General features: G+C 65.6%; 15 protein-coding genes. 10 read left to right on the top strand and 5 right to left on the bottom strand.

Going from position 1 to position 14,021, the window contains the following annotated elements; genetic code table 11:
* Window positions 1-28: 28 nt before the first annotated feature.
* Window positions 29-2,374: a transketolase-like TK C-terminal-containing protein gene (locus tag NBRGI_RS39335; protein WP_051728385.1), complete on the bottom strand. Its 2,346-nt coding sequence runs from the start codon at window positions 2,372-2,374 to the stop codon at window positions 29-31.
* 248 nt (window positions 2,375-2,622) lie between these two features.
* Window positions 2,623-3,465 carry an SDR family NAD(P)-dependent oxidoreductase gene (locus NBRGI_RS39325; RefSeq protein WP_029902837.1) on the bottom strand — a complete coding sequence of 281 codons (843 nt, stop codon included), beginning with the start codon at window positions 3,463-3,465 and terminating at the stop codon, window positions 2,623-2,625.
* 120 nt (window positions 3,466-3,585) lie between these two features.
* Between NBRGI_RS39325 and NBRGI_RS39320 the strand changes: the two genes are divergently transcribed.
* The 3 genes from NBRGI_RS39320 (at window position 3,586) to NBRGI_RS39310 (ending at window position 5,505) form a co-directional block, all read left to right on the top strand.
* Entirely contained in the window at window positions 3,586-4,230 is a 645-nt protein-coding gene (locus tag NBRGI_RS39320) for a TetR/AcrR family transcriptional regulator (RefSeq protein ID WP_051728380.1), read from the top strand.
* A gap of 115 nt (window positions 4,231-4,345) precedes the next feature.
* Window positions 4,346-4,753: a winged helix-turn-helix transcriptional regulator gene (locus NBRGI_RS39315; protein ID WP_235211265.1), complete on the top strand. Its 408-nt coding sequence runs from the start codon at window positions 4,346-4,348 to the stop codon at window positions 4,751-4,753.
* Window positions 4,750-5,505 (top strand): NADPH-dependent F420 reductase, encoded by a 756-nt coding sequence (locus NBRGI_RS39310; protein ID WP_063726371.1) that lies wholly within the window; start codon window positions 4,750-4,752, stop codon window positions 5,503-5,505. Before NBRGI_RS39315 ends, NBRGI_RS39310 begins: the two co-directional genes overlap by 4 nt.
* A gap of 217 nt (window positions 5,506-5,722) precedes the next feature.
* Here NBRGI_RS39310 and NBRGI_RS39305 read toward each other — a convergent pair whose 3' ends face one another.
* Window positions 5,723-6,475, bottom strand: coding sequence for a hypothetical protein (locus NBRGI_RS39305; protein WP_029902830.1), 753 nt, complete (start codon window positions 6,473-6,475; stop codon window positions 5,723-5,725).
* 251 nt (window positions 6,476-6,726) lie between these two features.
* Here NBRGI_RS39305 and NBRGI_RS39300 point away from each other — a divergent pair, with 251 nt between their 5' ends.
* Both NBRGI_RS39300 and NBRGI_RS39295 read left to right on the top strand, forming a co-directional pair.
* Window positions 6,727-7,998 carry a lipase family protein gene (locus NBRGI_RS39300; RefSeq protein WP_158440007.1) on the top strand — a complete coding sequence of 424 codons (1,272 nt, stop codon included), beginning with the start codon at window positions 6,727-6,729 and terminating at the stop codon, window positions 7,996-7,998.
* Window positions 7,999-8,058: 60 nt separating this feature from the next.
* The gene (locus NBRGI_RS39295) at window positions 8,059-9,240 is read left to right on the top strand and encodes an MAB_1171c family putative transporter (RefSeq protein ID WP_148311135.1); all 1,182 of its coding nucleotides are present in this window, start codon (window positions 8,059-8,061) and stop codon (window positions 9,238-9,240) included.
* An 8-nt stretch (window positions 9,241-9,248) separates the two neighbouring features.
* Here NBRGI_RS39295 and NBRGI_RS39290 read toward each other — a convergent pair whose 3' ends face one another.
* Window positions 9,249-10,514: a serine hydrolase domain-containing protein gene (locus NBRGI_RS39290; protein ID WP_235211264.1), complete on the bottom strand. Its 1,266-nt coding sequence runs from the start codon at window positions 10,512-10,514 to the stop codon at window positions 9,249-9,251.
* 199 nt (window positions 10,515-10,713) lie between these two features.
* Here NBRGI_RS39290 and NBRGI_RS39285 point away from each other — a divergent pair, with 199 nt between their 5' ends.
* Both NBRGI_RS39285 and NBRGI_RS39280 read left to right on the top strand, forming a co-directional pair.
* Window positions 10,714-11,598, top strand: a complete 885-nt coding sequence (locus tag NBRGI_RS39285; protein WP_029902822.1) for a class I SAM-dependent methyltransferase — start codon at window positions 10,714-10,716, stop codon at window positions 11,596-11,598.
* A gap of 159 nt (window positions 11,599-11,757) precedes the next feature.
* Window positions 11,758-12,165 (top strand): PPOX class F420-dependent oxidoreductase, encoded by a 408-nt coding sequence (locus NBRGI_RS39280; protein ID WP_029902820.1) that lies wholly within the window; start codon window positions 11,758-11,760, stop codon window positions 12,163-12,165.
* A 31-nt stretch (window positions 12,166-12,196) separates the two neighbouring features.
* Here the strand turns inward: NBRGI_RS39280 and NBRGI_RS39275 are convergent, their stop codons facing one another.
* Window positions 12,197-12,838: a hypothetical protein gene (locus NBRGI_RS39275; protein ID WP_148311134.1), complete on the bottom strand. Its 642-nt coding sequence runs from the start codon at window positions 12,836-12,838 to the stop codon at window positions 12,197-12,199.
* 106 nt (window positions 12,839-12,944) lie between these two features.
* Between NBRGI_RS39275 and NBRGI_RS39270 the strand changes: the two genes are divergently transcribed.
* Genes NBRGI_RS39270 through NBRGI_RS48845 form a run of 3 tightly spaced genes read left to right on the top strand, consistent with a single transcriptional unit; the run spans window position 12,945 to window position 14,007 of the window.
* Entirely contained in the window at window positions 12,945-13,289 is a 345-nt protein-coding gene (locus tag NBRGI_RS39270) for an ArsR/SmtB family transcription factor (RefSeq protein WP_029902816.1), read from the top strand.
* The gene (locus NBRGI_RS39265) at window positions 13,289-13,789 is read left to right on the top strand and encodes an SRPBCC family protein (RefSeq protein ID WP_029902814.1); all 501 of its coding nucleotides are present in this window, start codon (window positions 13,289-13,291) and stop codon (window positions 13,787-13,789) included. The genes NBRGI_RS39270 and NBRGI_RS39265 overlap by 1 nt, the downstream gene beginning before the upstream one ends.
* A complete protein-coding gene (locus NBRGI_RS48845; protein ID WP_081878430.1) occupies window positions 13,789-14,007 on the top strand; it encodes a hypothetical protein in 219 nt (72 codons plus the stop codon). The genes NBRGI_RS39265 and NBRGI_RS48845 overlap by 1 nt, the downstream gene beginning before the upstream one ends.
* Window positions 14,008-14,021 lie beyond the last annotated feature (14 nt).

Here is a 14,021-nt window from a genome sequence, read left to right as displayed (position 1 = left end):
ACCACGCCTGTTGTCCCCGACCCGCTGCTCAACCGGCCGCGCCGAGAACGTCGAGGGCGGCCGCGACAATGCTGTCGGCGTCCAACCCGTGGTACCGGTACACCTCCTCGAGCGATCCGACCTGCCCGTAACGCGTGACGCCGAGATCGATGTGATGCACCCGGTTGATCCCGGACAGGAAAGACATGGTGTGCGGATGACCGTCCAGGACGGTCACCATCGGTGTGGCCCGGCTGGGCGGGAACAACTGATCCAGAATCCAGCTGTCACCGTGGCCGATGCCTTGCCTTGCCTGCAATGCCTCGAAGAGCAGCCCGGGGCTGGTGACGCACACGACGTCGGCGCGGACGCCGGCCGATTCGAGCCGGTCGGCCGCGGCCACCGCCTCGGTCACCACCGCACCCATCGCGACGATCGTGACGACCGCACCCTCGCGCCGACGCAGCGGATATCCGCCTGCGACAACCTGTTTGCGACGGCGCTCGCGCGCCGCTGGGTCGGCGGGCACCTCGGCGAGGCGTTGTTCGACGGGGCGGGTCGACAGCCGCAGGTATGCCGAGGTCCCGTCCGGTCGCCCGAGACGGGCGATGCTGGCCAGCAGCGTCCATTCCACATCGATGGCGAACGCGGGTTCGTAACAGATCAGCCCCGGGGTCTCGATACCGATCGAGGGCGTCGTAATCGATTGGTGGGCACCGCCTTCGGCGGCGAGCGTGACACCCGACGGCGTCCCGATCAGGATCGACTGCCCGCCCGCGTAGATGCCGTAGGTCCAGGGTTCGAGCGCGCGTTCGACGAACGGGTCGTAGAGCACACCGATCGGGAACAGGGGTTGGCCCCACCGGCTCCAGGTCGCGCCGAGTTCGCCGATGAGTCCGACCAGATTCGTTTCGGCGATACCGAGTTCCATGTGCCGGCCGGTGGGTTGTTCACGCCAGCGCACGAGCGTCTCGGCGTCGTCGGCGAACCAGTCGTGCCGTTCGGCGCTCGACCACACACCCACCTTGTTGATCCAGCCCGCCAGATTGGTGGTCGAGCTGACGTCGGGACTCACGGTGATCACCCGCCGCGCCATCTCCGGCGCTGCCCGGCTCAGGTCCAGCAGGGTACGCCCCAGCGCCGCCTGCGTGGTGGCGACACTTTTCGGTGTGTGGCCGAAATCCTTTGGCACCTCGGGCACTTCGACCGTACGTACCGGTTCACGGCGCAATCGCAGCGCGGTATCCGCGCACAACCGCCCGGCGGCGCCGTGGTCATCGAGCCGCGCCCACGGGTGCTGTGGATCGCGGCCCAGCTCGGTGGCGAGCGACTCGTACTCGGCCACCGACAGCAACGACGAATGATTCTGTGGATGCCCTTGTGTCGGCAAGCCATAACCTTTGATGGTGTAGGCGATGATCACCGTCGGACGGGTGTCATCGATCTGCGCATAAGCCTCGATCAAGGCCTGCATATCGTGCCCGCCCAGGTTGCGGATCGCCGCCAGCAGTGTCGAATCATCCAAACCTGCAATCAATTCCGCCAATTGCCCGTGGTCCGCCCCGCTGCCCGGCAGCCTGCGCCGAAGTTCGTCGGCGTCGCAGCGCAGCAGTCGCTGGTACTCCGGGTTGGGCATGTCGAGGATCCGGGTGCGCAGCGCAGCACCGCCCGCCCGGGCGAACAACGATTCCAGGAGACGCCCGAACTTCACCGTGAGCACCTGCCAACCCGCGGCGGCGAACATCGCCTCCAGCCGACCGGCCGCGATATTGGGCACCACCCGATCCAGGGACTGACGGTTCAGGTCGACGATCCACACGACCTCCCCGAGGTCGGCGTTGCCGGGATCGACCACCGCCTCCCACACCGCCCCCTCGTCCAGCTCCGCGTCACCGACCAGCGAATACTGCCGACCGGTACCGGTTTCGGCACCCAGCGCGTCGTTGAGATAGCGCCGGGCGATCGCACCCCAGATCGGCGCCGTCGCCCCGATCCCGACCGATCCGGTCGAATAGTCGACCGGGTCGGGGTCCTTGGATCGGCTGGGATAGGACTGCAGACCACCGAATTGACGCAGCGTGGTCAGGTACGACTCGTCCAACTCCCCCAGCAGATAGTTGACGGCGTGCAGCACCGGCGAGGCGTGCGGTTTGACCGAAACCCGGTCACCGGACCGCAACGCGGTGAACCACAGCGAGGTCATGATCGTGGTCATCGACGCGCACGACGCCTGATGACCGCCCACCTTCAGCCCCGACGGATTCGACCGAACCCGGTTGGCATGATGAATCATCGAAACCGCCAGCCACAACGTGCGACGCTCGATCTCGGCCAAGGCATCCAGATCGACGGTGCCGTGCTGGTATTTCGGCTCGGTGACCTCGGTCATCGGCATCTCCTCGAATGGCATCCGGGTGTTCGGGTGGGTCCGCGCCTAATTCGGTGCATAGCGCACGTGGTTCGCGATGACCGCGTCGTCGGTCGCGCCGTACATCTCGTCGATCAGGGTCGCGCAAGTCCACGACCGCATTGCGTCCGATCTTGCCACTCGCGGTCCGCTCGCCGCGCTCCACCGACAACGAACGGGTCAGCACCCGGACGTCTTTCACCTGCTCCGCCGGTGGCGGATTCGACTCTCGCCGTCTATGTGCCACTGGTATTCGCCGCGTGCAACAGGGTCGCGGTCAGGTGCGCCAGGCGGTCGGCGGCTTCGAAATCAAAGGGTTCGCCGTGCACATCGACGGCATGGTCTTGCATAAACGCGCTGAGCGGCGCGGCCGGCGGATGATCGAGGTGACCGAGGATTCGGATGAGGGCGGCTTCCACCGGCTGGCCGCGCTCGCGCATGCCTGCGACGAGCTCCGCACTGGCGGCGTCGTATTGCCCGGTGAACCCCGTCGCCGTCAGTCCCGGATGCAACAGGACGTATCGAATCCGGCTGTCGGGATGGCGGCGAGTGAAGCCGACCGCGAGTAGATCGCTCAACTTTCCGCACTGCCGCATGACGGCATCAGGGTCATAGGAGCGGGCGAACTGCAAGTCGTCCCAACGCATTTCGGCAAGGTCGCCACCAGGGCCGGCCAAATCGAGGATCACCGGCGAATCGGCCCGCTCCAGCTGCTTTTGCAGACCGTGCCCGAACAGGTACCTGCTCAGATAGAACAGTCCGAAACTGGCTTCGAAGCCTTCGGACGTGACGAATCGGGTGGCGCGGTAATACCGAGCACCGAGAACGAGTGCGTCGACGACCGGGTAGCTTGCCGCGATCTGCTCGATCACCCGCCGGTTCTCCGCCACCAGGCTCAGATCCGCCCGGATGAACGCTATGCGCGCACCGGCACCGAACTCGCCCGCGGCGTCCAGAATCGCCCGCCCCTTGGCTGAGCTGGTGCCGATGACCACTACCCGGTCGCCGCGGTGCAGATACGCCAGGGCGAGCGCCTTTCCCATGCCGTCGGTCCCACCGGTGATCACAACCGTCTTCATGAGCTTCCCTTCGCATTCAACTAGTGAGACTAGATAACTAGACTCACGAGTCTAATTCAATCGGTAGCGTTAAGTAGACTGATCAGTCCAGATATCTATCCATACGACTACGATGAGCCGATGAGCACGCCGCAGCCCTCTCCGTCCGCACTGGCGCCACAGCGTGGACGTATCGACAAACGTCAGGCCATCATGGCCGCGGCGTTCACGGTGTTCGCGCGCGTGGGATACGCACAAGCCCGGGTGGATGACATCGCGGCAGCGGCCAAGGTCGCCAAGGCCACCGTCTATCACCACTTCGGCGACAAGGAGTCCTTGTTTCGCCAAGCGGTACAGTCACTTTCGGAGACCGCACTGGCTGCCAACTTGGCCGCGATCGAGCAGCTGGCGCGTCCCGGCGACGATCCGGCCACCCGCCTCACCCAGGTCGGCCTGCAGTTGGCGCGCTGCTACCGCACCGACGAATCCCGTGCGTTGCGACGCTTGGTCTGCGCGGAAGCCGCGCAGTTTCCGGACCTGGTCGACCTCGTGACCGAAGTTTCCCGCCGGGCCACCGCGGCCCTCGCCGACCGGTTCGCGCGGCTCTCCCTGGCCGGCGTCCTCGACATCGACGATCCCGATATCGCCGCAGCCCAGTTCGCCGCGCTGCTCGCCGGGCCTGCCGACGGGATGCTTCGGCTCGGCACGCGACCGGTCCCCGAGCCGGAACTCCGCGCTCTCACCGAAGCCGCGGTCACGACTTTCCTCAAAGCATTCGGTCGATGAATGCCTCGCAGGCAGCGGGTCCGCGGGCGATGACGACCCGTAGGTAGCCGCGGCTTAACGGACACTGCCCCGATATGCACCGATCGGTAGGAAACTACGGTGCACCATGGGCGACATGAACGGAAATGGTGGTCCCGATCAGTTGCTGGCGGATTGTCAGCTGCGCGCGGTGGTCGATCTGTTCACCCACCGCTGGGACCTGGTGGTACTCGCCGCCCTGCACGACGGGCCGTATCGGCGCGGCGCGCTGCACGAGCGAGTCGGCGGGCTCAGTGACAAATCGCTGACCGAGACGCTGCGGCGGCTGCTGCAAGCGGGCCTGATAGAGCGGCAGCGGTACGGGCAGCGGCCACCGCGTGTCGACTACGCGTTGACAACGCTCGGCGCGAGTCTCGTCGACGGGCCGGTGCGGGAGCTGGGGCGGTGGATTCATGAGAACGGGGACGCGTTGCTGGCGGCCCAAGAGCGCAATGACAGCGCAGCAAGCGATTTCGAGCACGAGGACAGCGGGAGCGAAATATGAAGACCATCGGAGTAATCGGTATCGGCATGATCGGCGGCACGCTGGCACGGCTGCTCGCGGCGAACGGATATGAGGTCGTTGTCGCCAATTCCGGCGATCCGGCGGCTTTGGCCGAGGAGTTCGCCGACCTGCCGGGCATCGAGCCGGTCTGGGCGCGGGCGGCGGCCACCGACACCGACCTGACTATCGTGAGTGTCCCCTATGTGGCGATCCCACGGCTGGCCCGCACCGTCTTCGCCGGCACGACCGGCCCTGCGGTGCTCGACACGGGAAACTACTTTGCGCAGCGCGACGTCGCCCTACCCGGCTTCGACACCGATACCGTCGACAGCGTCTGGGTAGCACAGCAGCTCGGCCGTCCGGTCTATAAGGCGTTCAACACCATTCACGCATTCCTGCTCGAACGGGCGGGCCGCCCCGCCGGAGCACCCGACCGCATCGCGCTGCCCGTCGCCGGCCCCGCGGGTATCGAGAAGCAACAGGTGCTCGACCTGGTGGACGCGGTGGGATTCGACCCCGTCGACGCCGGCGAGCTCGAAACCTCATGGCGACAACACATGGGCACACCCGTCTTTCTCGCCGAGCTCGACCCCGCGGGCGTTCGCACCGCTCTCGACCGAGCCGAGCCGCAACGCCCCGATTTCATCCTCGACCCCGACCGCATCGCCGCCCAACACGACCTCGCCCGCCGCTGGCACCCCTCCGAACGACTGCGAGCCGCAATGAATCACACCTACGGCATCGACGTGTGAACCTTCCGCCAACCGCTCCGAACGCCGCCGGGGTCGGCGCCGCCAACCACTACAATCACGAAAGGCATTGGTGCACAACAGTTAACAATCAACACCACAGGAGACATAGCGGAGGCACCTGGTCCATCTCGACTGCTGACACCGTTACTCGAGGCGACCCGGCAAGAATCACCAGACGTGCGACCGAAAGTTGTTGCGGTGTCGGCGGTCGCCGACGTCACTCCGCGAAAGGTGCGTTCGTCACGCCCATTTCGAAACCGAGTTGACGCATCAAGGCCGTGCGTCCGTCCGGAACGGCTTCGGATTCCAGGCGCACTGCTTCGATCACCCTCCGTTTGAAATCGAGACGAGGGTGTTGCGCCACCACCATATCCACCCATTGGCGGTTCATTTCCTCCACGCGGGTCCCGGCGAGGTCGGTCTCGCAGCCGGCCGAAACGACACCGGCCAGATCCGACAGATCCTTCTCGACGCCGAAGGTGATGTGCCCGGAGATCCCGTTGCGCACGAGGACCACCTTGTCCCGAGAGACGCCGAGGCCGGTGAGAAAGCGTTCGGCGTCTTCGGCGCCGCGAACCGCGAAACACCTTCCGGGAACGGGATGTTCGAACTCGATGTCATGGAGAATGGCCGTGGTGAAGTGTAACTCTTCATCGAGCGGCACCCCGTCGAGCTTCGCCAAGGCCTTACCGAAGTAATAGACCCGATAGGAGTGCTCCAGCACCCACGGGGTCAGTCGCCGCCGGGCCTCCCATTCAGCCTCTTTGGCCAGGGCGGTATCCGGAATGCGCATCCCGATCTCGTCCAGCGCGGCCGAACCTTGTACGCCGAGAAATGCCAGCGCATGGCTGCCGAATGCCCCCGGAACCAAGGTGGCGGCGGCGAGCAAGAGCTTGCCCATCTGCCGCCGGTCGAGCTTGCCGCCGGTGCCACTGGCCCAGCTCCAATCGAACCCGTCCTGTGCACCCATGATCGAACCTCGATTCCTTGCGGGTTGATACACATAATGCCCGATGTCTCATCGGAGACACTACGCCCGATGTGTCTCATCGGCAATGTGACCAACGAGGCGCGATCCAACCGACCCATCACTTGCCTTTGAGACACCCGACATATAGTGTCTTATTGAGACACAGGGCATGATATGTATCAGTACGTGCATTTCGGGTGGTTCCGGCTCCGCGACCGCGAGGCCGGTGAATTCGAACAATGGAGGTCGACATGTCCAGTGAGGCGCAACGACGCGTCCGCAGGTTCGGCGTGGCCGCAGTGGCCGTGATGATGACTCTGGCCGGACCGATGATTGTCTCATCGAATCCGGCGGATGCGGCGCCACCCGCGCCGCAGGTGGATGAGTTCTACCAGCCGCCGGACGGTTTCGCGGCGGCGGCGCCGGGCACGATTCTGCGATCCCGGCCGATTCAGTTGGTGGTGCCGTTGCCGGCGCAAGCTTGGCAACTGCTCTATCGCACCACCGACGTGTTCGAACAGCCGGATGTCACCGTCACCACGGTTTTCCTGCCCGACAACGTCCGGCCGGACCGGCCGTTGGTATCGCAGCAAATGTTCGAGGACGCCTCCGGTCCACTGTGCGTACCGTCCTATGGATTACAGACCGGTGCCCAGACTTCGATGGAAACCATGGGGCAATTGACCGATCTGCAGACCCTGTTGCAGAACGGCTGGGTGGTATCGGTACCCGACTTCGGCGGGCGATCCGGCCATTTCCCGGTTGCCGAGGAGCCCGGTTACATGGTGCTGGACGGCATTCGCGCGGCCGAACAGTTCGCACCACTGGGTCTCGACTCCGAAACCCGCGTGGGCCTGTACGGATATTCGGGCGGCGGGTTCGCGACGGGCTGGACAGCCGAGCTGCAACCCAGTTACGCACCCGAGCTCAATCTGACCGGCGCCGCATACGGCGGCCCCGGAGCGGATATCGACGCGGCGTTGTTCACCACGAACGGCGGGCCGTTCTCGGCCATAGTCGGTAGCGGCCTGTCCTCCTATTACGCCACCTATCCCGAGGTCAAAGCGGCCATGCAACCGCACCTCACACCCGAGGGCGCAGCCGTGATGGAACAGATCCAGACGCAGTGTCTGTCTGTCACTCTGGTTCAGCAGTTCCTGTCCGACTGGAAACGGTATTTCGACATCCCGCTCGACCAGGTTCTGGCATTGCCGCCGCTCGCGGAAGCTATCAACGCGGCCAGGCTCGGAACCCACGCGGCCACTGCGCCGCTCTATGTCTTCCAAGCGGTGCGGGACGAAGTGATCCCGGTAGGGTCGACCGATCGCATGGTCGAAGATCTCTGTGCTCGTGGGGCCCGGGTCACCTACGTCCGTGAGGAATTCGCCGAGCACATGAGCACGATTTTATCGGCCGCCCCTGCCGCGTTCGCCTGGCTGCGGGAGCGCCTCGAGACCGATGCTCCGGTGCCGGCCGGATGCAGCACAACTACGGTGCCGTCCCAACTCATCGCCCCGAAGTAACCGGTAGGGCGGTGGGTAGGATTCACCGCGCAAGGAGTGGTCGGGCATCAGGGAGCATCGTTGGTATCACCGGTTTCCGATGTCGTCGCATGGACGGTGATCGGCTACACCGCCTTGATCGGGGTCGGCAGGCTACTTTTCACGAGCAGGACGATGTTCGATCAGTTGGCCAATCGGATGCTGCTGTGGTTTCTGATCGGGTTGGTGCTGTATCGGTGCACTCCGGCCCCGAGCGTCGGCAGTGTGCCGAACCAACTCGCGCTGGGCTGCATTGCGATGATCGTCATGTACCTCTACGGTCTCGTCCGGCTGTGGGAAGCGGGTGCGGAATCGGAGGCGGCCTGGCGACGCCAGCGAATCTATTGTGCGGTCGCGGTGCTTTCAACGGCGCTGACAATGCTCGCCGGCCCGTTCGCGGAAAGGGCGGGGCGGCTGGTCGAGCACAACCTGAATTGGGGCGGCCTCGTTTTCTGGACCGCGAACAGCGTGCCCCTCGTGGCGTCCATGCTGGCGTTCACCCATTTGGTCGTCGACGAACTACGCACCGCGAACCGCCGACCGCTGGTGCGGGGGCTGTGCGTACTGATGCTGCTGTCCATCGTGCCGTTCTATGCGGATGTCGTGGTCGTCATGGGCGAATTGTGTTGGGGCTGGCAGCCGCCCTACCCGCATATCGTTCGCGTGGAACTCGCCTTCACCAGCATCGGCTTCTTCGCCACCACGCTCGTAGCGGGTCCGGTCGTCGGGCACTTGATGGAACACGCCGGGCTGGATCGGGACGGACGAGTCTGCCGCCGATTGCGACCTCTGTGGCGCGACGTCACCGCGGCCGTGCCGGAGATCGTGATGTCCCCCGTCGACGGGCCGGCCCGGCGCGACACCACCGCCCGTCTGCTACGAATGACCGTCGAAATCCGGGACGCACTCCTGCATCTGGGCCCCTATCTGGCTGCCGCACCGGCCGCAACCGAGTCGTCCACGAACCAGCACGACGAATCCGAGGCGAAACTGCGTGATTACGCGTGCCGTCTGGCGGACGCAGCGCGGTCCAGACGATCGGGAACCCTGCCGCCCAGAACTGGCGTTGTGCCGCAACCGTTCCCGACCGCACAAGACTTCGACACCGAACTCCGGCAGCTACTGGACCTGGCCCGGGTATGGCCCGCGGAGCATCCGGTAACCCCGCGGAGTCCGCTCTACGCTGCCGACGACTTGGTGAGCACGCCTCGAACGTTCCCGTAGGTCCTCGTTCATCCGAGGCAGGTTCGGACGGCTTGGGCCAGATTGGTGGCGCGGGGGTCGTCGGGCCGGAAGTTCCACAGGTTCGGGACGTAGGCGAAGCCGACGCCGGCGTCGGGGTCGGCGAAGCCGATCGAGCCGCCGGAACCGGGGTGGCCGAAGGAGGACGGTCCGAGCATCGGTAGCGGCGGACAGGCGCGCCAGAAACCCAGGGACATGTAGAAGCTGCGATCCGCTGGGACGTCCAATCCCGTTGGCAGCCCGTGCATCCGGGTCTTCTCGGTCTGTACTTCGATCGCGTTCGCGACCGTGGGCGAGTCGAGCAGGCGGATGCCGTCGACCTCGCCGACCGTGGCGGCGTACATCCGCGCGACCGAGCGCGCGTCCGCGATCATGTTGGCGGCCGGGAACTCTGCTGCGCGCCACGCCCGCGTGGTGTAGTACGCGGTCGCGGGGTCGGCCATGTTGTCCAGCGCACCGCCGAGCGACCCGGCGCGGAGCGAGACGGCGTCGGGCCCGAACCCGGCGTTCATCCAGGCGGTAACCGTATCCGCGTCCAGCCCAGTGCTTTTGATCATCCCCGCGGTCAGTTCTTCCACGCTGAAGGGATCGGCGTAGTCGATCCGTGCGACACGGTGCTCGTGCTCCTCGGGCAGCCCGATCCAGGCACTCAGCCCCAGCGGGGCCGCGACCTCGTCGGCGAAGAACGTACCGAGCGACTTGCCGGAGATCCGCCGCACCACTTCCCCGACCAGGTGGCCGTAGGTGACCGCGTGATAGAGATGCTCGGTGCCCGGCTCCCACAGCGGCGGCTGCGCCTCGAGCGCGCGGATGACCGGATCCCAGGCGCACGCCTGCTCGAAGGTGAGCGGCCCGTCGACGACCGGCAGGCCGGCCTGATGAGACAGCAACCAGCGCACCGGAATCCGGTCTTTGCCGTGCGCGCCGAACTCCGGCCAGTACTGGACCACCGGAGCGTCCAGATCGAGCTGACCACGCTGAGCCAGCAGGTGGGCGCAGATCGCGGTGGCGCCTTTTGTCGTGGAAGCGACCCGCACGACAGTGTCTTCGCGCCAAGGCTGCTCGGCCGCCTCGTCATCGGAACCACCCACCTCACGACCGGCGACCCCGTCCCACAGGTCGACGACGCGGCGGCCGTCCACGTACACACAGCACGCCGCGCCGCGCTCACCGAAGTTGGCGAAGTTCGCGCGGAACGCGTCGGCGACCTTGCCCCATCCGTCCTCGACACCGTTCTGGTTCATTGCACTTGTCATTGCTGAAATCCCTTTCTGAGTGCGGACTTCATGAACTTTCAGCGCCTGGCCTGACATCGCCCTGACACCGGGCTGACACGGATTGCGTCCGATCATGTCGGGCAAAGCCCCCAGGTGGTTCATCCCCTGCCGACTCAGCAAACACCCGGTGTGGCCGAGTTCATGGTGCTCGCGCCGATTTCATGAGTAGGTTCCGAATATGGAGAATGAGGGACCGAGCCGGACCGCGCTCGCCACTGCTTACGCGCGTGCCTATCACCAAATCGCTGATCAGCCCAGGATTCTCACGGACCCCTTGGCTGTGCGCCTGCTGGGTGTCGGGGTGGACGAGCTGACGGAAGCGGGGCAGTCGTCAGCGGCTCGTCCCGAGAGTGATGACGGCCTGGGAATACTGCGGCTCGGCGTCAGCGATCGGCCGCGGCGGCTGTTCTTCGCCGCTCGTTCCCGATTCGCCGAGGATCGGGTGGCCGAAGCCGTCGCGGAGGGCGTGCGGCAGGTCGTGATCCTCGGCGCAGGTCTGGACACCTTCGCCTACCGCAACCCGCATCCCGGACTGCGGGTGTTCGAGGTCGATCATCCCGCTACCCAGAAATGGAAACGTCAACTTCTGGCCGCGGCCGGTATCGACCTGCCTGAGCTGTCGGCTTTCGTACCGGTCGACTTCGAAACAGACCTATTGGCAACACAATTGGCGGAGGCCGGATTCAGCCGGTCCGAGCCCGCCGTGTTCGTGTGGCTCGGCGTCGTCTTCTATCTGACTCCCGAGGCCGCCAGTGCCACCCTCGAATACCTTGCCGGTCAAGCAGCGCCGGTCCAGGTGATCTTCGACTACTTGGCGGACACCGGTGCGAATCGCGCGGAGTTGCTGGCACGCGCAGAGCGGGCGGCGGCGGTCGGCGAACCTTGGTTCAGCTACTTCACGCCGGACGACATCGCAGATCAATTGCGCGCGCTCGGCCTCACGGACGTCGAAGACCACGCGGCCGCGGACCTCATCGCCGGTTACCTCGGCGGGTCCGCGGAGTTCGAGGACGATCCGCAGGCACTGCGACCGGTCCGCATACTGCGGGCGCGCCGCTCATGAAGCGCGGGGTACGCGAACACTATAGGGCCGCAAGCGAATAACGGTCTTACCTTTGCGCCGTTCGGTCGGGTTCAGCGCGGCGAGCGCGTCATCGAGTGACGCAACGCCGAAGCCGAGCGAACCCCGACTTGATTCGATGTTGCGCGACATAATCCGCCAATGACCTTCAACGACGCAGAAGTCGAGTATCTCCGGTCGCAGCCGGTCGCGCGCCTGGCCACCCGCGCCACGAACGGGCAGCCCGACGTCGTCCCCGTCGCCTTCGAATTCGATGGCGCCTACTTCTGGGTCGGCGGCGGCGCGACCTTCCCCGGGACGCGCAAGGCACGCAATGTCTGCGCGGGCAACGCCGAAATCGCGCTCGTCATCGATGATCTCGTCTCCCTCGATCCCTTTGTCGCCCGTGGCATTCGCGTGTACGGTCGTACAGAACCACCGGTCCAGCGCGTGGGTATGGTAGGGCCCGGCCACTACCTGCGAATCACACCCGTCGAGTCGTGGAGCTGGAACTTGGCGGGCGAACCGGTCGGCGACCAGTGGTACGAAACCAGGCATGCCCGGCACTGACGAAACGTAGGCGCGGCACCGTGCCGGGTGCTCAACTCCGGGCGAGCACCGCGGCGTCCACGAATCGTGGATCGCGCGCGATCGCGGCGAAGCTCGACTCCCCTTCGCCGCCGACAGCTTCCTGCACCTCGGCCAACCGGGTGAGCAGATCGAAATAGCTCGCCTCGGCCGGCCGCAGCTGCGCGATCGTCGCGGTGAGATCGATATCGGCAGTGAACCGCGCGCCGTCGATTCCCACCGACAGGGTGGCCAGCCATCCGTTCGAATCGGCCGCGAACATCGACCCGCTGGTCTCTGCCCAGAACAAGACCGTGCTCGGTGCTGCCGTGGAGCTCAATCGCCCTGCCGCGGCGAGCATCACCAGCGCGGTATAGATGTTCGATGCACAGAACCCGAAGTGCATCAGATACGCCTCGAGCGCCCCCGCTCGGTATCTGAGCACATACGTCAGTCCACCGGTGTCCTCGCCGAAACAGTCGGCGAAGTACTCCCGGGGCGTTACCCCGCTCTCTGCCTGCCGCCAATCCGGTGTTTTCCCGTCCCAGAACCAGCGGTCGTACATCGCGCCGGGATTCTCGATGACCTCCGTCCCCGGCGCCGGTGTGGTCAGCCATTGCTCGAATGCCTCCCGCCCCATGGGAATTCGCGCAGCTACGACAAACGTGTCCGACACAATCGGCTCCTCATCAATCTATGCGGGCCCACCGTTGCGGGCTCACGGGCAATCCTAGATTTCACCGGCGCTTGACGTATACCCATATCGGAATATGATTGCGCTCATGGCACGAGCAGCTACCACATCGGACGTCTTCAACGCCATCGCCGAGCCGCAGCGCCGCGACATCCTGATGCTGTTGCGGGCGGGCGAGCGACCGGTGAGTGAGCTGGCGCAGGAGCTGGGGATGACCCAGCCGGGGGCGTCCAAGCACCTGCGGGTGCTCCGAGAAGTCGGGCTGGTGCGGGATCGCAAGGCAGGCAAGCAACGCCTGTACGGGTTGCACGCCCGCGGGCTACGACCGGTGCACGAATGGACCGGCGGGTTCGAGCGGTTCTGGAACGAGAGCTTCGACCGGCTGGACGAGTACGTGCAGGACCTGAAGCAGGAGAGGCAAAAGGAGAACTGATGAGCGAACCGGGCGGAACAACGCAGTCGGCGACCGCCGAACGCGAGGTCGTGATCAGCCGGATCATCGACGCCCCAAGGGAGTTGGTGTTCGAGGCGTTCACCGCGGTCCGGCATCTGTCGCGGTGGTGGGGACCGGAGGGGTTCTCCACCACCACGCGGGCATTCGAGTTCCGCGTAGGCGGCGCCTGGGATTTCGTGATGCACGGGCCGGACGGGACGGACTACCAGGAGTGGATCGCCTGGACCGAGATCACCCCGCCGGCGCGGATCGCGATGCTGCACGGCGAGTCCAGCGACGATCCGAACGCCTTCGAGTCGGTCCTGACGTTCACCCCGGACGGTGCGGCGACCCGGATCGAGATGCGAACAGTGTTTCCCACCAAGCAATTACGCGACGAAGCGGTCGAGAAGTACCACGCTGTCGAGGGCGGCCGCCAGACCCTCGACGCACTCGCGGCCTACGTCACCGCACTCGTCGCGGCAGGTGTGCAGAACTGATGGCCGGAAAGGTCTTCTTCAGCGTATCCATGTCACTGGACGGGTTCATCGCGCCCGAATCCCCCGCGGAATTGATGGGCCAGCAGTGGAAAGAACTGCACCAGCGGTCCGAGCGCGGTAACCGGCTCGCCCCAGCGCTCGGCGCTGGGCGAACTGTCGAACTGCGGTCAGCGGGCTCGCCGACGGGCGGCTCCCCTGGTTGGCGCCGTTCCGCCTGACGGCGGTGGCAGGT

Origin of the sequence: Nocardia brasiliensis IFM 10847 (assembly GCF_000710915.1) — a bacterium.
In the GTDB taxonomy this organism is placed as follows: domain Bacteria; phylum Actinomycetota; class Actinomycetes; order Mycobacteriales; family Mycobacteriaceae; genus Nocardia; species Nocardia brasiliensis_A.
The sequence above is the reverse complement of the archived record's forward strand: the minus strand, read 5'-3'. Positions and strand labels throughout refer to the sequence as shown.